16 protein-coding genes are annotated in these 20,982 nt (G+C 54.4%); 9 read left to right on the top strand and 7 right to left on the bottom strand.

The genetic code is table 11. The features are described 5' to 3' along the window. The first annotated feature begins 230 nt into the window (after window positions 1-230). The 4 genes from ACT3T7_RS16695 to ACT3T7_RS16680 all read left to right on the top strand — a co-directional run bounded on the left by ACT3T7_RS16695 (window position 231) and on the right by ACT3T7_RS16680 (window position 3,137). Window positions 231-908, top strand: a complete 678-nt coding sequence (locus tag ACT3T7_RS16695) for a TetR/AcrR family transcriptional regulator (protein WP_172118443.1) — start codon at window positions 231-233, stop codon at window positions 906-908. Further along, a complete protein-coding gene (locus ACT3T7_RS16690; RefSeq protein WP_444631644.1) occupies window positions 886-1,413 on the top strand; it encodes a L,D-transpeptidase family protein in 528 nt (175 codons plus the stop codon). Before ACT3T7_RS16695 ends, ACT3T7_RS16690 begins: the two co-directional genes overlap by 23 nt. 77 nt (window positions 1,414-1,490) lie before the next feature. Beyond that, window positions 1,491-2,516 (top strand): beta-N-acetylhexosaminidase, encoded by a 1,026-nt coding sequence (nagZ, locus tag ACT3T7_RS16685; protein WP_444631643.1) that lies wholly within the window; start codon window positions 1,491-1,493, stop codon window positions 2,514-2,516. Window positions 2,517-2,558: 42 nt separating this feature from the next. Further along, entirely contained in the window at window positions 2,559-3,137 is a 579-nt protein-coding gene (locus ACT3T7_RS16680; protein ID WP_087107361.1) for a hypoxanthine-guanine phosphoribosyltransferase, read from the top strand. A 28-nt stretch (window positions 3,138-3,165) separates the two neighbouring features. On the opposite strand, the gene ppsR is transcribed toward ACT3T7_RS16680, so the two are convergent. Continuing rightward, entirely contained in the window at window positions 3,166-3,999 is an 834-nt protein-coding gene (ppsR, locus tag ACT3T7_RS16675; protein WP_444621895.1) for a posphoenolpyruvate synthetase regulatory kinase/phosphorylase PpsR, read from the bottom strand. Window positions 4,000-4,229: 230 nt separating this feature from the next. On the opposite strand from ppsR, the gene ppsA reads away from it, so the two are divergent. Next, window positions 4,230-6,605: a phosphoenolpyruvate synthase gene (ppsA, locus tag ACT3T7_RS16670; protein WP_444631642.1), complete on the top strand. Its 2,376-nt coding sequence runs from the start codon at window positions 4,230-4,232 to the stop codon at window positions 6,603-6,605. Between the two features lie 119 nt (window positions 6,606-6,724). Further along, window positions 6,725-8,515, top strand: a complete 1,791-nt coding sequence (gene ggt, locus ACT3T7_RS16665; RefSeq protein ID WP_444631641.1) for a gamma-glutamyltransferase — start codon at window positions 6,725-6,727, stop codon at window positions 8,513-8,515. 50 nt (window positions 8,516-8,565) lie between these two features. Here the strand turns inward: ggt and ACT3T7_RS16660 are convergent, their stop codons facing one another. Both ACT3T7_RS16660 and acnB read right to left on the bottom strand, forming a co-directional pair. After that, entirely contained in the window at window positions 8,566-10,452 is a 1,887-nt protein-coding gene (locus tag ACT3T7_RS16660) for a glycerophosphodiester phosphodiesterase family protein (RefSeq protein WP_444631640.1), read from the bottom strand. Between the two features lie 185 nt (window positions 10,453-10,637). After that, window positions 10,638-13,241 carry a bifunctional aconitate hydratase 2/2-methylisocitrate dehydratase gene (acnB, locus tag ACT3T7_RS16655; protein ID WP_444631639.1) on the bottom strand — a complete coding sequence of 868 codons (2,604 nt, stop codon included), beginning with the start codon at window positions 13,239-13,241 and terminating at the stop codon, window positions 10,638-10,640. A 172-nt stretch (window positions 13,242-13,413) separates the two neighbouring features. On the opposite strand from acnB, the gene ACT3T7_RS16650 reads away from it, so the two are divergent. The 3 genes from ACT3T7_RS16650 (at window position 13,414) to ACT3T7_RS16640 (ending at window position 18,346) form a co-directional block, all read left to right on the top strand. Continuing rightward, window positions 13,414-13,581, top strand: a complete 168-nt coding sequence (locus tag ACT3T7_RS16650) for a hypothetical protein (RefSeq protein WP_172118452.1) — start codon at window positions 13,414-13,416, stop codon at window positions 13,579-13,581. Window positions 13,582-13,759: 178 nt separating this feature from the next. After that, a complete protein-coding gene (locus tag ACT3T7_RS16645) occupies window positions 13,760-14,416 on the top strand; it encodes a tRNA-(ms[2]io[6]A)-hydroxylase (RefSeq protein WP_444631638.1) in 657 nt (218 codons plus the stop codon). A gap of 30 nt (window positions 14,417-14,446) precedes the next feature. Further along, the gene (locus ACT3T7_RS16640; RefSeq protein ID WP_444631637.1) at window positions 14,447-18,346 is read left to right on the top strand and encodes an AAA family ATPase; all 3,900 of its coding nucleotides are present in this window, start codon (window positions 14,447-14,449) and stop codon (window positions 18,344-18,346) included. Between the two features lie 3 nt (window positions 18,347-18,349). On the opposite strand, the gene ACT3T7_RS16635 is transcribed toward ACT3T7_RS16640, so the two are convergent. The 4 genes from ACT3T7_RS16635 to queC are packed head-to-tail and all read right to left on the bottom strand — an operon-like array spanning window position 18,350 to window position 20,818. Further along, window positions 18,350-18,634, bottom strand: a complete 285-nt coding sequence (locus tag ACT3T7_RS16635; protein WP_193054664.1) for a YkgJ family cysteine cluster protein — start codon at window positions 18,632-18,634, stop codon at window positions 18,350-18,352. After that, window positions 18,631-19,464, bottom strand: a complete 834-nt coding sequence (locus ACT3T7_RS16630; protein WP_444631636.1) for a 6-carboxytetrahydropterin synthase — start codon at window positions 19,462-19,464, stop codon at window positions 18,631-18,633. The genes ACT3T7_RS16635 and ACT3T7_RS16630 overlap by 4 nt, the downstream gene beginning before the upstream one ends. Continuing rightward, window positions 19,464-20,108, bottom strand: a complete 645-nt coding sequence (queE, locus tag ACT3T7_RS16625; RefSeq protein ID WP_172118456.1) for a 7-carboxy-7-deazaguanine synthase — start codon at window positions 20,106-20,108, stop codon at window positions 19,464-19,466. The genes ACT3T7_RS16630 and queE overlap by 1 nt, the downstream gene beginning before the upstream one ends. Continuing rightward, a complete protein-coding gene (gene queC / locus ACT3T7_RS16620) occupies window positions 20,108-20,818 on the bottom strand; it encodes a 7-cyano-7-deazaguanine synthase QueC (protein WP_444631635.1) in 711 nt (236 codons plus the stop codon). The genes queE and queC overlap by 1 nt, the downstream gene beginning before the upstream one ends. Between the last annotated feature and the right edge of the window lie 164 nt (window positions 20,819-20,982).

Genomic DNA, 20,982 nt, shown 5'->3' with positions numbered 1-20,982 from the left:
TCTGTCTGCTTGATCAGTATGTGTTTAAGTATACAGTATGTTGCTCTATCCAGTACATGGTTAAAAAAGCAGCTTGTTAAAACACTGTCTGTGAGCGGTAAGACGTTTGAATTAACGCTAATGCGCAGGGTAGCCAAATAAAAAAACGGTGAATAAGGGTGATTGAGCCTGATTAAGATATGACTTACTATTCTGGCATGTTTTAAACACTCGTTTCTCCGGAGGCCATAATGGCACAATCTGACACGGTGTCACGCATTCTGGATACCGCTGAGGTGCTGTTTGCAGAGCGTGGCTTTGCTGAAACGTCACTGCGTAACATTACCAGTAAAGCGCGAGTAAACCTGGCGGCTGTTAATTATCATTTTGGTTCCAAGAAAGCCCTTATCCAAGCCGTATTCTCACGCTATCTAGACCCGTTTACTCAGCGTTTTCATGGTGCGCTCGATGAGCTTGAAGCCCACTATGCCGATCGCGCCATCCCCCTGGAAGAGCTACTTGAAACAATGGCCACCACGGTGCTGGCAGTGCCTGCTGAACGGGATAGCTTGAAAGTCTTCATGCGCTTATTGGGGTTAGCCTATAGCCAAGCGCAGGGGCATTTACGGCGCCATATTCAAGAGCAATATGGGGATGTGTTTACCCGCTTTACCGGGCTTGTGCGTAAGGCGACTCCTGATTTACCCGATGCCGAGCGTTTTTGGCGGCTGCACTTTATGTTGGGTACGGTTATCTTCACCTTGTCGGGGCTGGATGCGCTACGTGATATCGCCTCCAAGGATTATCAGGAGCAGGTGACTGTGCGTGATTTAGTGCGACGCTTGCGCCCTGTGGTCGTTGCCGCCATGAATGCTCCACTGCCGCAAGAGGTTGAAGGAGCGCAGCATGCGAACGCCCCTGTTAGCTGAGTTGCCACCTGAAAAAGACGGCTGGATCGAAATTGATACCGGCGCACAAATCCTGCGCTGGTGGCAGGGTCAAACACCAGACTTTGAGTGCGCTATCTCTACTGGACGCGCTGGCGTTGGCCAGCAAGAAGGAAGTAGCCAAACGCCGCATGGCTGGCACTATGTTCGCGCGGCAATTGGCCACGAACAGCCGGTCAATGCGGTATTTAGAGGCAGGCGTTTTACCGGTGAAATTTTCTCAAGTGACTTGGCCGACGCTCATCCGACACGTGATTGGATTTTGACGCGTATTTTATGGCTGTGTGGGTTAGAGCGAGGATTTAACCGTGCAGGCACGGTCGACTCTCAGCGCCGCTATATTTATGTACACGGAACGCCGCCCGATCAACCGATGGGCAAACCTGCTTCACATGGCTGTGTTCGTATGCGAAACGAGGACCTGCTTTATATCTTTGAGCGCGCCGTGCCTGGAACGCCTGTTTGGCTACATGGCAGCCATCTGTAATGGCCTTACGCAGAGGCTTTTTTGACTCTGTGCGTTGATCGTCTAAAATCATCGGCCCTTTTGTTGGATCCCTGCTAATGACTCAACCTATTGGCCCGGTCATGCTCGACCTGGAAGGGCCTGAATTATCCAATGCTGAAAAGCGCTTGCTGCTTGAACCTGCTGTCGGTGGCGTGATTTTGTTTGCCCGTAATGTGGAAGACGCCTATCAGGTGCGCAAGCTGTGTAGCGATATAAGGCGTATACGGGGCGATCTTTTATTGGCGGTTGACCAAGAGGGTGGCCGCGTACAGCGTATCAAAAAAGGGCTTACCCGCTTACCGGCCATGGCCCGGGTTGGCGAGCGTTATGCTCAAGACCCTGAAGAAGGCCGCTCTCTCGCCATAGACGCAGGTTGGTTGCTTGGCATGGAAATGGCCGCCTGTGGGCTGGATTTAAGCTTTGCACCAGTGCTTGATGTGGATAGCGGAGTTTCTAGCGTCATCGGCGACCGTAGTTTCAGTGGTGACCCTGAGCACGTTGCTCAATTAGGCGCCGCTTTTGTTGAGGGCTTACATCAGGCGGGCATGGGCGCTGTGGGTAAACACTTCCCTGGTCACGGCGGCGTAGCCGCGGATTCCCATGTCGCACTGCCCATTGATGAGCGTTCAATGGAGGCAATTAAACAGCGTGACCTTGTCCCCTTTGAACAGCTAGCCTCCCAGCTGGATGGCATTATGCCCGCGCATGTCATTTATCGAGCGTTTGATACACGCCCGGCGGGCTTTTCGCCCAGTTGGTTGGGGATGCTGCGTGAATCGCTGGGCTTTAAAGGCTGTATTTTTTCAGATGATTTAAGTATGGCAGGTGCTCACGAAGCGGGCTCGCCACGCGAGCGTGCCGCTGCTGCACTCGCCGCTGGCTGCGATATGTTGTTGGTGTGTAACGACCGTGCCGCTGCGCTTGAGGTCGTTGAAGCCAGCCAGGGCATCGCCAATAAGCGCCCTGCGAAACTCCGCTATGGCCGTGCACGACCTGATTTGGATGCGCTGAGCGCGCTGGGGCGTTGGCGACGTACGCATGCCAGGCTAGAAGCGCTGGCGGACTTCCCTAACCCCACCTGATTTTTCTTTTCGCAATATTGCTACATTTTTGGGAGTTACCCCATGTCCAAATTGGATAAAGAAGCGCTTGAGTCATTGGACTCAATGCGCCAGCTAATGGAAACAGCAGACTGCCTGATCTCTCAGGAAGAAGTCGAGCGGGCGCTGGATCGCATGGCGGAGGCCATTACTGAAGACCTGGGGGACAAACTGCCGGTTTTTTATTGTGTGATGAACGGTGGCTTGATTACGACCGGGCATCTGCTGACCCGATTGGGGTTTCCGCTGGAAGTGGACTATTTGCATGCCACGCGTTATCGCAACGAGCTGCGCGGTGGCGAGCTTTTCTGGCGTGTGTCGCCTGAAATTCCCATGGCCGGGCGCCACGTCGTCATCGTGGATGACATTTTGGATGAAGGATCGACGCTCGCCGCAATTCTTGCTTACTGTAAAGAAGCTCAGGCAGCCAGCGTTACGACTGCCGTCCTAGTGGATAAGCAACATAACCGCAAAGCGGTGCCGGGCTTGAAAGCTGATTACTGCAGCCTGGAAGTCGCGGACCGCTATGTGTTCGGTTTTGGTATGGACTACAAAGGCTACTGGCGTAACGCCCCAGGTATCTTCGCCCCCAAAGGCATGTAATTTTTAGCGTTGTACATTTAGTGCTGGTTTAGCGGGGGGAGAAGCGCCTCGCTAAGCCTGTCTCGGCAATCATTCGTGTCGAAATTTCTTCTACTGAAAAGCGCGTCGCATCAATAAACGGAATATGCATAATCCGGTAAAGCGCTTCGGCCTGTTCGACTTCCTGCAGACACTGATCCATTGAGCTATAGCGGCTGTTCGGCCGACGCTCATTGCGTATGGCGGATAGCCTGCGAGCATCAATAGTCAACCCAAACAACTTGCGCTGGTGCGGTGCTAACACCTTGGGCAGCTTGAGCGTGCCGTCTTCGTCAAGGTCGTCCTCGGTAAGCGGGTAGTTAGCCGCTCTAATGCCAAACTGAAGCGCTAAATAAAGCGATGTGGGTGTTTTGCCACAGCGCGATACGCCCACTAAAATAATATCGGCTTTGTCATATTGATGCGTACGGGCGCCATCGTCGTTATCGAGTGCGAAGTGTACCGAATGAATCCGGTCCATATAGACGTCGTCACTGCCAATCGAGTGAGTTCTTCCCACGCTGTAAGAAGAGTGGGTGCCTAATTCCTGCTCCAAGGGTTTCAAAAAGGTAGAAAAGATATCCACCTTGAAGCCCGGCGCTTGGCGAATTACATCGCGTATCTGCTGGTCAACGATGGTATCGATAATGATCGGTTGTTGCTCATCTCGAGCGGCAGTGGATTCAATAACCCGGGCAAGCGCTTCGGCTTTTTCAAGCGTATCGATATAAGGCTTGGTCAGCATGTTGATCTCAATATCGCTGAATTGAGCCAACAGGCTGCGACCCAGGCTCTCGGCCGTAATACCGGTACCATCGGAAATAAAGAAAGCTGTCCGCTTCATAATCACGCCCGTCAATTAAATAATAGATACGCTATTGTGTGCCGAGCGTTCGCTAAGCACAACGCCCCAGGCGACTACATAAACTGCCCGTATACGCCTTATGTTGTAAAAATCCTCCACTCCCTTCGCTATTAGACCAATGGCGAATAGGGTGGCACGGTGATAGGGTGACACGATCAATGATTGGCGATCTAAAAGATTGCATCAACGTCTTAAAGCGAGGGGGTTGCGTGGAAGAGTACATTCTGTGGTTCGATCAGTTAGGTATGGCCGACGTCGAACGCGTGGGTGGTAAAAACGCCTCGCTGGGCGAGATGATTTCCAATCTGTCGGGTGCCGGGGTAACCGTACCGGGTGGATTTGCCACTACGGCTCACGCATATCGTGAATTCCTCTCTCATGAAGGGCTTAACGAGCGCATTAACAGCACGCTATCGCGCCTGGACGTTGATGATGTTAAAGCACTGGCGGAAGCGGGTACTAATATTCGCCAATGGATCATTGATACGCCGCTGCCGCCCGCTTTTGAAAGTGCACTGTGTCAGGCCTATGAGCAACTGCAGGAGCAGCACCCTCAACTGAAAGTAGCGGTGCGCAGCTCGGCAACCGCGGAAGATCTGCCGGATGCCTCTTTTGCGGGCCAGCAGGAAACTTTCCTGAATATCGAAGGTTTCGATAATATCAAACGCGCTGTACACGAGGTGTTTGCCTCGCTGTTTAATGATCGCGCAATTTCCTACCGCGTTCACCGTGGCTATGCGCATGAAAACGTCGCACTGTCAGCGGGTGTCCAAAAAATGGTGCGCTCTGAGACGGGTGCCTCTGGGGTCATGTTTACCCTGGATACCGAATCAGGCTACCGCGATGCTGTCTTTGTGACGGCCTCGTGGGGGCTGGGCGAAACGGTTGTGCAAGGTGCCGTCAACCCTGATGAGTTTTATGTTCATAAGGGCACGTTAGCCGCTGGACGCCCGGCAGTTTTACGGCGTAACCTGGGGTCCAAACTCATCAAGATGGTTTACGGCCAGGAAACCAGTGCTGGTAAATCCGTCGACACCGTTGATGTGCCGCTTAATCAGCGTAATCGTTTCTGTATTAGCGACCAGCAGGTGATGGATCTTGCCCATCAGGCAGTGACGATTGAGCAGCACTACGAGCGCCCCATGGATATTGAGTGGGCGCTTGATGGTGACGACGGTAAGCTCTATATCGTGCAGGCACGCCCTGAAACGGTGGTCTCGCAGCAGGAAGGCGGCAAGTTAGAGCGTTTCCAGCTGCGCGAGAAGGGCCGTACCCTGATTACCGGCCGGGCGATTGGTCAGCGCATTGGCCGCGGCACGGTCAAAGTGGTCATGAGTCCGGAAGATATGGATAAGGTTCTTGACGGTGACATTCTGGTGACCGACATGACGGATCCAGACTGGGAGCCCATTATGAAGCGGGCTTCAGCCATTGTTACCAACCGTGGCGGGCGTACCTGCCATGCGGCGATTATTGCTCGTGAGCTGGGCATTCCGGCGGTGGTTGGGTGTGGTGACGCTACACAGCAGCTCAGAGAAGGCACCGATGTCACCGTTTCCTGTGCCGAAGGTGACACCGGCCACGTTTATGATGGCCTGCTGGATTTTGACTGCAAGGTTTCAAGCGTCGATGCCATGCCTGAAATCCCGTTCAAGATTATGATGAACGTGGGCAACCCTGATCGCGCATTTGGGTTTGCCAGCCTGCCTAACGCAGGCGTAGGGCTTGCCCGGCTTGAGTTCATCATCAATCGTATGATTGGCGTTCACCCTAAGGCGCTGCTGGATTACGCAACGCTGCCCGCTGATTTGCAGCAGGTGATTGACCTCCGTACCGCAGGCTATACCGACCCGGTAACTTTCTACGTGGACAAGCTGGTGGAAGGCATCTCCACGTTGGCAGCGGCCTTTTACCCTCAGCGGGTTATCGTGCGTTTGTCTGACTTCAAGTCCAACGAGTACGAAAACCTGATTGGCGGTAAGCTTTACGAGCCGGGCGAAGAGAATCCCATGTTGGGCTTCCGTGGGGCTTCGCGGTATATCTCGGACGCTTTCCGGCCCTGCTTCGAGCTTGAGTGTCGCGCCTTAAAATACGTACGCGACGAGATGGGGCTTGATAACGTCGAAATCATGGTGCCCTTTGTACGCACCACCGATGAAGCCAAGCAGGTGGTTGATCTGTTGGCAGAAAACGGCTTGAAGCGCGGCGATGCAAGCGGGCTGAAAGTGATCATGATGTGCGAGTTACCTGCTAATGCATTGTTGGCTGAAGAATTTCTTGAACACTTCGACGGCTTCTCAATCGGCTCTAACGATCTTACGCAGTTAACGCTGGGGCTGGACCGTGACTCAGGCATCGTGGCGCATCTGTTTGATGAGCGTAATGCGGCGGTGAAAAAATTGTTGGCAATGGCTATTCAGGCTTGTAAAGCCCAAGGCAAATATGTGGGTATTTGTGGGCAAGGGCCCTCAGATCATCCTGAATTGGCTAAGTGGTTGATGGAGCAGGGGATTGATTCGGTATCCCTCAACCCTGATGCAGTACTTGAGACGTGGTTTATGTTGGCAGGCGAGACAATCACCTAACGTCGACCTGTAAACCGCTATTTTGCGCCCGGCCATTGTGCCGGGCGCATGCGTTTTATAGGCTACTCTGTTGTGTGGTTACTTACTTGATATTTCCCAGGATGCGAGAGGGCAGTGTAATGTCCCCAAAAAGGATTAAATTAGCACTATCAGGATTGCTGTTAGTGCCGGTCTATAGCTTTGGGTTTAGCTATGAAACCCCCTCTATAACGCCAGAAGTTGGGTCGGGGTATGAGGAAAAACCCGGCTGGGCGGCGGAGTCGTTTGCAGTCGCGGCGGCTAACCCGTTGGCAACGGATGCAGGCTACCAAGTGTTGGCAAATGGTGGCAATGCCATTGACGCTGCTATCGCTGTGCAAATGGTGTTAACACTGGTCGAGCCCCAGTCCAGCGGCATTGGCGGTGGCGCTTTTTTAATGTTCTATGATGGCTCAAACGTTCAGGCTTACGACGGCCGAGAGACAGCGCCTGGTGCGGTGACAGGGGAGCTGTTCATGGAAAATGGCGAGCCGCTGCCCTTTGCAGATGCGGTAGCCAGTGGACTTTCTGTTGGTGTGCCAGGCACGGTGCGAATGTTGGAACAGGCGCATAAAGAGCACGGCCAGTTGGCTTGGGAGGCGCTTTTTGAACCCGCTATTACGCTTGCCGAGGAAGGGTTTGCCGTTAGTCAACGGCTGCACACCAGCCTTGCCAATGATGAAGCGTTACGTAGTGACCCGCTCGCCGAGAACTTCTATTACCAGCCTAACGGCGAGCCGCTAGCGGTTGGCGACACGTTAAAAAACCCGGCGTTGGCGAGCATATTACGCCAAATTGCGACCAACGGCAGCGCGGCCTTTTATGAGGGCGACATTGCTGAGGATTTAGTAAATCGTGTACAGAACCATCCGGTGCGGCCAGGCAGCATGACCCTTGAGGATGTTGGCGGCTACCAGACAATTGAGCGGGAACCGCTGTGTACGCCATGGCAACAGTGGGAAGTGTGCGGATTTCCTCCGCCTTCGTCTGGGCATATTACCATTATGCAAATACTGGGCCTTTTAGATCAGCAGCCGTTGTTGGAAGCACCCTTGGATAACGGCGTATCCAGCAGTGGTTGGCTGCATCAGTTTTTGGAGGCTTCTCGGCTGGCCTTCGCTGATCGCGGACGTTATATCGCGGACCCTGAGTTCGTAGAGGCGCCGGGTGGGGACTGGTCATTAATGCTGGCGCCAGACTATCTTTCAGAGCGTAGTAAGTTAATTGGCGACACCAGCATGGGCGATAGTGCGGAGCCAGGGAACCCCGGTGAGCTTGATGTTAGCTTTGCCTCACAGCCGGATCAGCCGGAATATGGCACTAGCCATATCAGTATTATTGATGCTGAAGGCAATGCCGTGGCGATGACCACGTCTATTGAGCAGGCGTTTGGTTCGCGCATCCTTGCTGATGGAGGAACCGGGCTGCCGGGTGGGTACCTGCTTAATAACGAGCTGACCGACTTTTCGTTTACCCCAGAGGTGGACGGCGAGCTGGTTGCTAATCGGGTTGAGCCTGGCAAGCGTCCGCGTTCAAGCATGAGCCCAACACTCGTCTTCGATAAAGAGTCGGGTGAACTGGTGGCAAGCCTGGGATCGCCGGGTGGTGCGGCTATTATTCATTACACCGCCCGCACGTTAGTGGCGATGCGTGATTGGGGGATGAGTGCACAAGAAGCGCTCAACTTGCCTCACGCCATTACCATGGGAGGCGATGTTTATTTGGAAGAGGGAGGCTTCCCCGAAGCGACCCTGGAAGTGCTTGAGGAGTACGGTCATACCATCAGTGAAAGAGAGCTAACCAGTGGGCTTCAGGCTATCCGTAGGCTGGAGGATGGGACGCTGTTTGGCGGTGCCGACCCGCGTCGCGAAGGCGTTGTTATGGGCGATTGATCCCACTTGGCTTTACGAAATGAGCTGTCAGTGGCGTGTTTAAGTACACGTCACTGACGTAGCCAATTGCGCAGCTTCACCAACAGAAGTTCCCCATCGCTTAGCGCTCGCCGTTCTTCAATCAATTCACGTAAACGCTCGGGATAGTCGGTAATAATCGCATCAACCCCTAAGTCGATCAGTGTGGACATTCTTGCCCGGTCATTAACTGTCCAGGCATGTATCTCATAGCCATAAAGCGCTGCAAGACGCACTTCCTCTGCTGTAATACGGTTATGGCGAAGCCCCAGGGCATCGAAGCTTCGACGGTCCAGCGTGCCTGGCAGGATTAACTGTGCCAGCAGTGTGACGCGTAGTTCAGGCGCCTGGCGTTTAATGTGGGCAGTCAGGGCGGGCGTCATCGTGGCTACCCGCATCTCCAGCATTGCATTGGGAAAGCCGCATTCTCCATACGCTGTTATAGGGTGATTGCTTTTAGCCCAGCAGGCATAGCGCATATCGGTTTCAGCACGCAGCAGGGCAATGACTGCATCAGCAAGTGCTTGTTCCTCGCCGGGCAGCGCTTTCATGTCGATCATCAACCCGGCATGGCCACGCACGCGTTCGAGTACCTCATCCAGGCCTGCGATAGGCTCGTTTTGAAAAGCATCACCGAACCAACTGCCTATGTCGTACTGACTAAGCTCTTCACGCGTTAAGTCGCCGAATTCTCTGTTATCACCGGTTAATCTTGCCAGACTCCGGTCATGGTAAATCATGACCTGCCCATCGGCGGATAAGCGAACATCCAGCTCTACGGCGTCAGCCTTATCGACGATGGCCTGGTCAACCGCGGCCAGGGTGTTTTCGGGGGCGACCATTGAACTACCACGGTGCGCGAACACCTTTACATTGTCGCGTAGCTCAAAACTATTCAGAATCCACCAGGCTTGTAAGGCGGCCAGTAGCAATACGCTAAGTTCAACCGCCCAGGCAAATCGGCCCGGGAGGACGTTTTTTGATGGAGGAGCAGGGCGCATCTTGTGATGCGCTAACTGAAGGTACAAACAAGCAGAAAGCAGTGCGTTAGCCGCAATACCGATAAAGGTAACGGCGAGGGTTAGCAGCAGGTAGCCTGTTAAATAGGCAAACATGATGGGAATTAGAAACGCATTGTGTTCTGGTAACCACCAGAGGAGCGGCGTCACCAGTGCATCAAAGGCGATGGTGGTGATAACAGGTAGCGCAATAATGAGCAGTAGCAGAATGAGCACGGCCGCGCCAATGGAGCGGTGCCAGCCTTTGGTTAAATGAAAACTGCGCGTCAAGGCGTGTAACGGGCTGCAGTTATCAAGCGCCACTAACGGAAGCGCCAACAGCCAACGCAGATAAAGCCAGGCCGCTAAGCTTAGCCAGGCCACTACAAGCGGCAACGCGCAGGCAATAAAGTACCAAAGCACTGGTGGCATGACGCGCTGTAAATAGTAAGGGTCCAGGCCGCTTAGCCAAACACTATAAAGCCATGCAAGTGCGGCCATGAAAGGGGCCAGCAGTAAAAGGTGCGTGCCTACCTGTAACACGACTAATCCTGCCAGTGCGGGGAGGCGACGAACGCTTAACCAGAGTGCATCAAAGGCTAACCGGTAATGATTGCCTCGAGGCCGAACGGCGACCTGGAGCATACCAGCCTGTTGCCAGTAAAGAATGAGAAAGGTGAAAACCAGGCCGACCAGCATGCAAGCTAGGCCCAGCGGGCTAAACAGCAGGCTGATCAGCTCGTCATTGGTAATCACTGTACGCTTTAATTGAGCGAGCAGACCTTGGGTTATCCACCCAATCACGGGTAATAACAGGGCAGAGGCAAGTAAGGTAAAAAACAAATGATAGGCGATCAAGGGGCGTAGATGATCGCGCAGTGTCTTCATTAAGGCCGAGCCAAGATGTGTCAGTGGCTGCATTGTCTTTTTAAATCATAAGGATGAACTAACAGAGTGGCAGCATCCGGAAGCCCTCGCAAGTCGCCGACCTCTTGCGGTAATAAAAACGCCCCACAACGAGAGGGTTGTGGGGCGTTCGGTCATCGTCTCAGAATTAACGAAACTTCATTAAGTCTGTGATGGTGCGAGCATCGGCGATAGGGTGGTTACGCTTCTTGAGCAACCGGAATCACGTTTGAGGCGATTTTCTGATACTCCTCAATTTCGTGGAAGTTCATATAACGATAGATCTCTCCTGCCATGGCGTCAAATTCACTCATGTAACGCTGATACTCTTCAACGCTTGGCAGGCGACCTTCCACCGCGGCAACCGCGGCGAGTTCCGCCGAGGCAAGGTACACGTTGGCACCATCGCCCAGACGGTTCGGGAAGTTACGTGTAGACGTAGACACAACGGTGCTTTTTGCCGCAACGCGTGCCTGGTTACCCATACACAGCGAGCATCCCGGCATTTCCATACGCGCACCGGCACGACCATAAATGCCGTAGTAACCCTCTTCGGTCAGCTGGTGCTGATCCATTTTGGTCGGCGGTGCCAGCCACAGGCGAGTTTTTAGACTGCCTGCAGGCTGCTTTTCAAGTAGTTTACCCGCTGCGCGGAAATGACCAATGTTGGTCATGCACGAGCCGATAAATACTTCATCAATCTTTTCGCCCGCAACGTCTGACAGCAAACGAGCGTCGTCAGGATCGTTAGGTGCGCAAAGCACAGGCTCTTTAATCTCGGACAGGTCAATTTCGATGACTTCGGCGTATTCGGCGTCCGCATCGGCACGCATCAGGCTCGGGTCGGCAAGCCACGCTTCCATACCCTCGATACGACGGTTGATAGTACGCTCATCGCCATAGCCGTTGGCAATCATCCACTTCAGCAGTGTGATGTTGGATTTCAGGTACTCGGTCACGCTCTCATCAGACAGCGTAATAGTACAGCCAGCGGCAGAGCGCTCAGCAGAGGCGTCGGAAAGCTCAAACGCCTGCTCGACCGTTAAGTCTTCAAGACCTTCAATTTCCAGTACGCGGCCAGAGAACGCATTCTTCTTGTTGGCCTTGTCAACGGTCAGAAGACCTTGCTTGATGCCGTAAAGCGGAATGGCGTGAACCAGGTCGCGCAGGGTAACGCCAGGCTGGCGCTTGCCTTTAAAGCGTACCAGTACGGATTCCGGCATATCCAGCGGCATAACGCCGGTGGCAGCAGCGAAAGCTACCAAGCCAGAACCAGCCGGGAACGAGATGCCCAGCGGGAAGCGAGTGTGCGAGTCGCCACCGGTACCTACTGTGTCTGGCAGCAGCATGCGGTTCAGCCAGCTGTGGATGATGCCGTCGCCAGGACGCAGCGATACACCACCGCGGTTCATAATGAAGTCAGGCAGCGTGTGGTGAGTGTCTACGTCCACCGGCTTCGGATAGGCCGCCGTGTGGCAGAATGACTGCATCACCAAGTCCGCTTGGAAGCCCAGACAAGCCAGGTCTTTCAGCTCGTCACGCGTCATCGGGCCAGTGGTATCCTGGGAGCCGACGGTGGACATTTTGGGCTCGCAGTACATCCCCGGACGAACGCCTTCCAGGCCGCACGCCTTACCGACCATTTTCTGCGCCAGGGTAAAGCCCTTGCCGGTGTCTTTGGGCTGTTCCGGGAGGCGGAATACATCAGAAGGCTCAAGGCCAAGGGACTCACGTGCTTTGCCCGTCAGGCCGCGGCCGATGATCAGAGGAATACGGCCGCCAGCGCGTACTTCGTCAAGGATCAACTGCGTTTTCAACGCAAACGTGGTGAGCACTTCATCAGTGCCGTGCTTGCATACCTTGCCTTCGTAGGGGTAGACGTCAATGACATCGCCCATTTCCAGCTTTGATACGTCCAGTTCAATCGGGAGTGCGCCAGAATCTTCCATGGTGTTAAAGAAGATCGGAGCAATTTTGCTACCAAAACAGAAGCCGCCCGCGCGCTTATTGGGAACGTAAGGGATATCGTCACCAAAGAACCACAGCACGGAGTTAGTAGCTGATTTACGTGAAGAGCCCGTACCCACAACATCACCGACATAAGCAACTGGGAAGCCTTTGGCTTTGACTTCTTCAATTTGCTTGAGCGGACCCATGGAGCCCGGTACTTCAGGCACAATGCCGTCACGCTCGTTTTTGAGCATGGCATTAGCGTGCAGCGGGATATCGGGGCGCGACCAGGCATCGGGTGCTGGTGACAGATCATCCGTGTTGGTTTCACCCGGCACCTTAAAGACGGTTAGGGTGATTTTTTCTTCTAAAGCAGGCTTGGAAAGGTACCACTCTGCTTCGGCCCAGGACTGAATAACGTCCTTGGCAACGCTGTTACCCTTTTTGGCACGCTCTTCAACATCATGAAAGGCATCAAACATCAGCAGGGTATGCTTGAGCTGTTCGCCGGCTTCACGTGTTAACTCTTCGTTATCCAACAGCTCTACCATGGAGACGATGTTGTAACCGCCTTGCATGGTGCCCAGCAGCTTAACCGCGTGGATTTTATCGATCAGCGGAGAGGTTGCTTCGCCCTTGGCGATGGCAGTAAGAAAGCCCGCTTTCACATAAGCGGCTTCATCGACGCCCGGCGGAACCCGGTTGGTGATCAGATCAAGAACAAATTCCTCTTCACCCGCCGGTGGGGTTTTTAGCAGCTCAATTAAGGCGGCAACTTGCTCGGCGTTTAGAGGCTTGGGTGGTACGCCTTCAGCGGCGCGTTCCTCGACATGTTGGCGATATGCTTCAAGCACGTTGGGGCCCTCTCATCTGCTTTATGGTGGCGAACACACATTTTCACGGTGTTTGAGCGTGCGCTCGGACACATGACATACGCTTGGAAACAGCGTCTGGTTGGATGGCACGGATTCTACGGCAAACTGTCGACAATGTTAAGAAGAAGGCGATAGGCAGGTGTTGTACTTTGTGTTGATACGCAAAAAATACCGCTTTAAAGGCCTGTATTTTGGCCGTTTGGGGCACTTTCTGGCAGGGTGTGGTGGGCCCGAGCACGCTAAAGGTGTGATTGCGGTTGCGCCGCGTTACCATGGCCTGGACGCTATAGCGTTACGGTTGCTTTCCAGGTTGAACTAACCTCACAGCGAAGCGTAGAGCGCCATTGTTGTTACTAATTAGCTATTACTATTAGCGGTGGCCAGCAATACGTACCCAAGAGACATGGCATGGCGTCGTTCTTGCGGGCCAGGAACGAGGTGAACGCTATCGGCGTTTAAATATTGTACAATTATGAAAAAATGCTCGGAAGAACGTTATGTCAATGCAATTGCCGGAATTAACACCCGCAGACCATAAGCTTCAAGCAGATGACTTGTTGCCCGAAAGTTTAAATGAATTTCTTGCCTGCTTAACGCCCGACAGCTGGCTTAAATGGGCGCTAGATAACCCGGAAATACTGCTCGTTGACCACGCTCAGTGTGAGAAAAAGGCCGCCTCGACGGCCATGAGTTTGCTGTATCGTTATGTAGACCAACCTCTTTTATTGAGCAAAATGTCTCAGCTCGCCCGCGAAGAATTGCTGCACTTTGAGCAAGTTGTGGGTTTAATGGAGAAGCGCGGCGTTGAATACAAACATTTAACCGCTTCCCGGTACGCTGAGGGCCTGCGACGCCATGTGCGCAGCAATGATCCAGAGCGTCTTATTGATATCCTCATTATTGGCGCCTTAATAGAAGCACGCAGCTGCGAGCGTTTTGCTCGCTTGATTCCTTACCTGGATGAAGAGTTGGCTAAATTTTATCGCACGCTGGTTAAGTCCGAAGGGCGTCATTTTGAAGACTATCTACTGCTTGCGCAGCAACAAACTAACGCTTCCATTGATGAAAGAATTGCTTTTTTTGTGGCCCGGGAAGCAGAGCTGATAACGTCACCCGATACGGCTTTTCGTTTTCATAGTGGTGTACCCGCTTAATACACCACTAGCCCAGGCAGGATATGTATCATGCGCGATACTCGTGAGTCTGATCAGCTAATCCTCTTTGGTCATTTTTCCCTCTCTCAGGGGGATGGTGTACTAACCCACTTTAGCTATGACAAAGTCAAAGCGCTGTTAGTCTACTTACTGCTTCACCGCCAGCCGGTGAACCGCTCGGTGCTCGCCGAGCTGTTATGGCCTGACCAAGGGCTTTCATCAGGCAGAACTAACTTGCGCCATGCCCTGCACTGCCTGCGTCATTCGCTCGGGGATAACGCTGATCACGTCTTGAAAGTGTCGCGCCAAACCATCGCTTTTAACCTGCCAGCGACTTGGTGCATCGATTTACATGAACTGCAGCAACTGCTGGAAGGCCCCCGCGAACTAGCAACGCTCGAAGCGGTGCTGACCTGCTATCAAGGGGACCTCGTTGAGGAGCTCCAGCTAACCAGCTGTAGCGAGTTTCAGCGGTGGCTCGTACAAGTGCGCAACGAATGGCGTCAGCGCGTCATTCGCTTTGCTGAGCAGGTCCTGGAAGCCCATGAGGATGCACCAGATGTAATGCTTGAAGGCCTGGTAAGCCGCTTTTCTGGCTATGCACCTTTTCATGAGCGCCTGGTACGCCAGCTTGCCGAGCAGAACCAAATCGCTGCTGCTCACGAGCAATACAATGGTTATTTACAGCTATTAGCACTTTCGGGGCAGCAGCCTGAGCCCAGTTTTTTACAGCTCGCAAGTTATTGGTCGGATGGGCCGCATGACCCTCGTGCCATGTCCCCTCAGGGTGCTTTTTCGCGTGTATTGGCAGCGGACAGCAAGCCGCTGCGCGACGATGAAATCGAGCTGCGCCAGCTCTCCGTGATGGCGATTCGGCTGCGCTTGAAGGGCGACTGGCAGGAGCGTGCGGCAGTGCGTAGCTGTCTGGGCCTGCAGCTGGAGTTACTGCGTTGGTTAGAGCAGCAGTGTCATCATCTGGGAGGGTTCTGGTTACCTGGGGCTACCGGAGGACTCGGGCTTGCCTGTTTTGGTACCCATGGACCCGCACACCAGCTTGCGGAGCTGGTAGCGCTTTACGAACACTGTCAACACGCGCTGCCGCAAGAGTCGGCGCGTCACTGGGAAGGGGAAGGTGAGCCGCCTTCCTTTGAGCTTGCCGCCGGGTTAAATAGCGGGCGGGTCGTCTATTTGGCAGAGCGTCAGCTGGCGGACCCGCTTGGTCAGGTGACGCAAGTTGCCTTGGAGCTAATGAGTGCGGCAGAGGGCAGTGAGCTGGTCATTTCTCAGGAGGCCAGCCAGCACATGCCCCCCGCGCTTGATCTACAGCCACGATTGGTGTCTCGGCTGGTGGCAAGCGATGGGCGTATTCGCCTGCGCGCGCTGGTCCTGGGGCAAAACGAAGGGGGGCGTGATGCGCTCCCGCCGAGCCTGGTGGGGCGTGAGGCCCCGTTGCGTACGCTCCGCGATGCCTTGGCGCGGGCGGGAATTGGGCTGCGCCAAAGCGTGCTTGTCCGAGGTGCTTCGGGCATGGGGAAATCTGCGCTCATGGTGGGGTTTCGTCAGCTTGAATTAAGTCGCGATGCCGCGATTTGTTGGCAGCCAACGACGCGATTATCCGTACTTGAACCTTACGGTATTGCCCGCAGCCTGGTGGCCTGGTATCTAAATGCGCCACCTGCGCTGGATACCTTGCATGCCATGCAAGCAACGCTGGGCTTGGGTCTTTTAGAAAAGAGCCGACAGCACCTGCTTGAAGAAGCGCTTGGGGTTAGGGACGTTCAAGAGGTGGCGCAGCTTGCGCAAAACGGCGAGGCGGCGGAGCTGGTCGTACAGTTGTTACATCGCTTGATTGAGCAGAAAACCAGTGAACGTACGCTGGTGCTAATGATTGATGATCTTCAATGGATTGATGAGCCCTCTTTTAAAGTGCTGGCAGGCCTTCAGGCGCGCTTGCCTATCAATACGGCGTTTATGCTGATTGCCAGTCATCATGGCCGTGAACCCTTACCGGTTAAGCTTCACTGGGGCCAGCAGATCACGTTGGGTAAGTTGGACGTTCAGCAATCATCACGCCTGCTTTCCCAGCTGTCACGCCGCTACCGCATACATTTAAGCCCCCGGCTGCGTAACCAGATCATAGAGCGGTGCGATGGCGTGCCGCTTTACATGCAGGAAATTTGCCGACGTCTGGACATGGACCGTCGTGAAGGGCGTAGTATCCAATTTGATGAGCTGCCGAAAGGGCTGCTGGGCTTGCTAGCCAGCCGTATTGATCAGTTGGAGGCCGACCGTGCTATTGCCCACGTGGCGGCAGTGCTTGGCAAACGTTTCCGGCTGGATTTTTTGTTGGAGTGCAGCGGCTGGGAGCCCGCTCGATTAACGCAAGCGCTTGAGCATATGCGTCAGCTCGAGATCATTGAACCCGTTAATAAAGAACTCGGTGAGCAAGAGTGTCAGTTTAGCCATCAGCTTCTTCAGGAAGCCGCCTATCTCTCCTGCCCGCGCGATGTACGCGTCAAACTGCATCAGCAGGTCGTCACGCTAATTGAAGAGCGTTTCCCCATGTGGATTAGCCGCCATCCTGGCGACTTTGCTGCACACTTGCGTAGAAGCGGTCATTACGCACGCGGCGCACGCTATTTTGAGCTTTCTGCTCGCGAGGCGCTAAAGGTCAGTGCTAACCGAACGGCGTTGCGGATGGCCGACGCAGGGTTGGCAAGCTTGCGCCACGTTGAGCATGAGATAGAGCGCGAGGTTAGTCTGCTTACGGTACGTGGCCAGGCCGCATTCTCCCTGGAAGGACACGGCTCACCCATCGCTCATGAAAGTTTTGTTCGCGCCCGAGAGTTACTGCGTGAGTCCGGCAGCGATATGCTGGATGACCCTGAAGAGCTTGAGCAGGTCTTTCTGGTTAAGTGGGGGCTCTGGGTAGGGCGCAGCCAGCGCTATGCGCATGCCGATGCGTTTGCGCTTGCCTCGACGCTTGCGGATATCGCGGAGCGACTGGAAGACCCGCGCTATCGCCGTTTAGCGGATTATGCACGCGCTCAATGCGAGTACTGGGCAGGACGTATCCAGCAGGCCCACGATCATCTGGATGAAATTGATCCGCTCAATGCACAAATGATGATTGAGTGGTTACCGTTCTCTGATCACCCGCAGGTAACGGCAGCGTGTTTTCAAGGCTGGGCGCTCTGTTTACGGGGCGACTATCAGCGTGCAGAGCGGCAAGTATCGGCGGCGCTTCGGTTGGCGGAAAAAATTGGCCACCCGGGAACGCTGGCAATGTCGCTGTTATTCGCGGCTTCACTCTATCGTCAGTTGGGGCATGTGCACCTGGCAGCGCGCCAGGCGGAGAGAGCGGCAGCCATGACCGTCACGCCCGACTTGCAATTATGGCAAATCTCGGCCCAAGCGGTGTTGGGATGGCAGCGCGCGTTGGCAGGGGATCAAGGAGGGCTTGCACAAATACGCGAAAGCCTTGAGCGGATGACCGAGCTTAAAGGGAGCGACCGCTACCAACGGCCCTCATTATGGTATATCGATGCTTGTATTGAGCTGGGTGAGCTTGATGTCGCAGAAGACTATTTGGATCAATGCCTTGTGATCGCCCGCGAGCGTACCACGCTGTTTTTGCCTGAGCTAGCGACGCTGCTGGCGAGCGTTCGGCATCAGCTTGGACATCCTGCGAACGAGGTTAGGGCGCTTGCCGAGATGGCCATCAGCCAATCCCGAGAGAATGGGAACCGCCACCAGGAGCTGGCGGCGCTTGAGCTATGGTTAATGCACATTGAGCCGGGCGACCCTACTTCCAAAGAGTCGTTCCGACATTTGTTGAATGATGTTAGCCATAGCGATGCGCCGGTGCTGGTGCGTTGGGTGAGCCTGCTGGATCGTCGTTTGACCCAGCCTGCGGGTGTAGAAGGTTAGGGATTATCCCGTTGCTGTTTCGAGGTATGCAAGGGTGGCGAGCGCCTGATCACGGTGCTCGCCACAAATGCTGGCATCAAAGTTAAAGTTGGCGCATACGGCGGGGCGGCTTGCATCGCCAAAAAGCCGACATAGATTCTGCTCATCCAACTGAATGCAGCGAACCCCAGCAGGCTTGCCTTGAGGCATCCCTGGAATCGGTGAGCTGATGGACGGCGCTATACAGCAAGCTCCGCAACCCGCCCGGCAGCCAGCGCTTTGCTTAACGATAATACCTGCCTCGCTCATGGCGTAAATTCCGCAAAGGCGCCTTTGTTAATCCCCTCGAATGCTTGAACGCGTGTGGCGTGGCCGCTTTCATCGGCGATGCTACGTGCCAGCCAGATGGCGATATTCTCAACGGTAGTGGGGCCCGGCAATACCGCACAGCGGTCTGCTGGCAGGCGAATGGAAAAGTCTCCCTGGGCGGCCTGGTAACGACAGGTCAAGAACACATCGTCCTGGTGTTCAATATCCGCTTGCTCAAGTAGGTAGCGGTTATCCAGCCAGTGCGCCCAGCGAGCTTCCTGCTCAGGTTGGCGCGTGCCCGATTGCCAAATAGAGAGTCTGGAGCGGTGGCCGTGGGCAATACGTTGGCAATTGCCCTGGTGCCGTTTAAGGCCATGGCTATAGCCATAGGCTGCTCCGGTCGTAGCTTCATCACTTAACGTTAGCGTGACACGGTCAACATTGACGGGGCGCTGTGCGGTCAACTCGCCACTTAAATACGCTGCTACCTCTTCAAGCGTAATAGATGCCCAGGGAAGCAGGCTAAAGGCTTCGGCAGGCCCACGAACCTCCAGGGGATAAGGCGTTTCGGTGCGAACGCAGAGGCCTTCCTCGCAATCAGTAATGCTTACACCGGGCGCCTGCGTGGGTACCAGAAGCGTATGGTCGAGGCCGCTGTCCAGGGTGTGTTTGATCCAGGGCTTTACCTCGCCAAAATCAAATAGCATGCCGTCTTCACCCAAGGCGCCTTCAAGGAGCGCATCTACTTGCCAGCTGCAGCCGATGAGTCCGCGCGTCGGGCACCAAACAGAGACATCCATATGGGTTAACTGATTTACAAAGAGAGCCATTAGTCAAACCCTGCGATTTTGTGAATTTGAAGTGTAAGGCGCCATTGTGGGTTAGCCATACAGTAATCCGTTGCCTGGGCGATGGTGTCGGACTGTTGCCCTAACGGGCTTACATCCATGGGCTGCAAAAAGAAGTGAGTAAACGCAAGGTCTTCAAAGACCGGGGGCAACGCGTCAGCCTGCGGATAAACAAGTTTTAATTCATTTCCCTGCGTAATGACTAAAGGGTTACTACCTTTGGGGCTAACGCACAACCAATCAATACCGGGAGGGGGCCGCAACGTACCGTTCGTTTCAACGGCTACTTCAAAGCCCTGCTGGTGTAGCTTGTCAATTAACGGTGTATCCAGTTGGAGCAGAGGCTCGCCGCCGGTAAACACCACATAAGGGGTGGCATTCGCGCTACCTTTTGGCCAGAGCGCATTAATATGCGCAGCCAGCTCGGCCGCTGTCGCGAACTGCCCGCCGTTTTGTCCGTCAGTACCGATAAAATCGGTATCGCAAAAGGTACATTTTGCATGAGCGCGATCCACTTCACGGCCTGACCACAAATTGCAGCCACTAAAACGGCAAAAAACGCTGGCACGACCCGCTTGTGCGCCTTCGCCCTGTAGCGTGTAAAAGGCTTCTTTAACGTGATACATCAGCGACTCACCTGAACTGTCGCATCGTAAGCCAAGGGGTCGAGCACATTGTTAGCGGCAAAGGCCTCCAAGCGCTCTCGGCAGCTGCCGCACTGACCACACGCTAACGCACGTCCTTCATAACAGGTCCAGGTATGCTGGTAATCAAGCCCCATGGACAAGCCATCGCGTAAAATATCCGCTTTTGATGAGTAGAGGTAAGGGGCATGCAGCGTAACGTACTCAAAGTTGGCAATACCCGCCACGTGATTCATGGCATCGACAAACTCGGGGCGACAATCCGGGTATAAAACATGGTCACCGCCATGGGCGCCATAATCCACGCGCCCAGCGCCTATGTTGACCGCTTTGGCAATCGCCAGGGACAGTAAAATCATATTGCGATTGGGAACGACAGTGGCGCGCAAATTATCATCTGCGTAGTCACCCGTCGGCATGGCCTGGTCAGCGTTGGTCAGTGCGGAGTTATCGATCAAACCGTGAATGGCTCGAATGTCGACTATCTGGTGAGGAATACCCAACTGACGGCACACTTGCGTAGCCACATCCAGCTCGCGTGCGTGACGTTGACCATAGTCAAAAGATAGTGCGTGGACCTCCAGTCCTTCACGCAGTGCGCGGTGAAGCACCGTATAGGAGTCCATGCCGCCGGAATAGATAACCACCGTCGCTGTCGGTGACGTAAAAGGGAGAGAAAACGTACTGGACATAAATAGTGCTCGCTGTCGGAGAATTTTTCGTGCGCGATAAGGCTGCACGGAGTGCCGGGGTCCGGTCCGGGAGGGCGGCAGTTTACGCAATGAGAACGTATCTGACCAGCCGTAGTCTGAATGATCGTCTCTCCTTATTCGTCATTCCCGATAAATTGAGCAGC

The sequence above is a fragment of the Halomonas sp. 111 genome, from assembly GCF_052379685.1.
Taxonomy (GTDB): domain Bacteria; phylum Pseudomonadota; class Gammaproteobacteria; order Pseudomonadales; family Halomonadaceae; genus Vreelandella; species Vreelandella citrativorans.
This window is presented reverse-complemented; position numbering and strand designations above follow the sequence as displayed.

Coding starts and splice junctions, on each gene's coding strand:
- queE (WP_172118456.1), bottom strand. CDS start 20,108: ATGTATCACGTTAAAGAAGCCTTTTACACGCTACAGGGCGAAGGCGCA.
- ACT3T7_RS16680 (WP_087107361.1), top strand. CDS start 2,559: ATGTCCAAATTGGATAAAGAAGCGCTTGAGTCATTGGACTCAATGCGC.
- ACT3T7_RS16695 (WP_172118443.1), top strand. CDS start 231: ATGGCACAATCTGACACGGTGTCACGCATTCTGGATACCGCTGAGGTG.
- ppsR (WP_444621895.1), bottom strand. CDS start 3,999: ATGAAGCGGACAGCTTTCTTTATTTCCGATGGTACCGGTATTACGGCC.
- ACT3T7_RS16635 (WP_193054664.1), bottom strand. CDS start 18,634: ATGAGCGAGGCAGGTATTATCGTTAAGCAAAGCGCTGGCTGCCGGGCG.
- queC (WP_444631635.1), bottom strand. CDS start 20,818: ATGTCCAGTACGTTTTCTCTCCCTTTTACGTCACCGACAGCGACGGTG.
- ACT3T7_RS16660 (WP_444631640.1), bottom strand. CDS start 10,452: ATGCAGCCACTGACACATCTTGGCTCGGCCTTAATGAAGACACTGCGC.
- ggt (WP_444631641.1), top strand. CDS start 6,725: ATGTCCCCAAAAAGGATTAAATTAGCACTATCAGGATTGCTGTTAGTG.
- nagZ (WP_444631643.1), top strand. CDS start 1,491: ATGACTCAACCTATTGGCCCGGTCATGCTCGACCTGGAAGGGCCTGAA.
- ACT3T7_RS16690 (WP_444631644.1), top strand. CDS start 886: ATGCGAACGCCCCTGTTAGCTGAGTTGCCACCTGAAAAAGACGGCTGG.
- ACT3T7_RS16645 (WP_444631638.1), top strand. CDS start 13,760: ATGTCAATGCAATTGCCGGAATTAACACCCGCAGACCATAAGCTTCAA.
- ACT3T7_RS16630 (WP_444631636.1), bottom strand. CDS start 19,464: ATGGCTCTCTTTGTAAATCAGTTAACCCATATGGATGTCTCTGTTTGG.
- ACT3T7_RS16640 (WP_444631637.1), top strand. CDS start 14,447: ATGCGCGATACTCGTGAGTCTGATCAGCTAATCCTCTTTGGTCATTTT.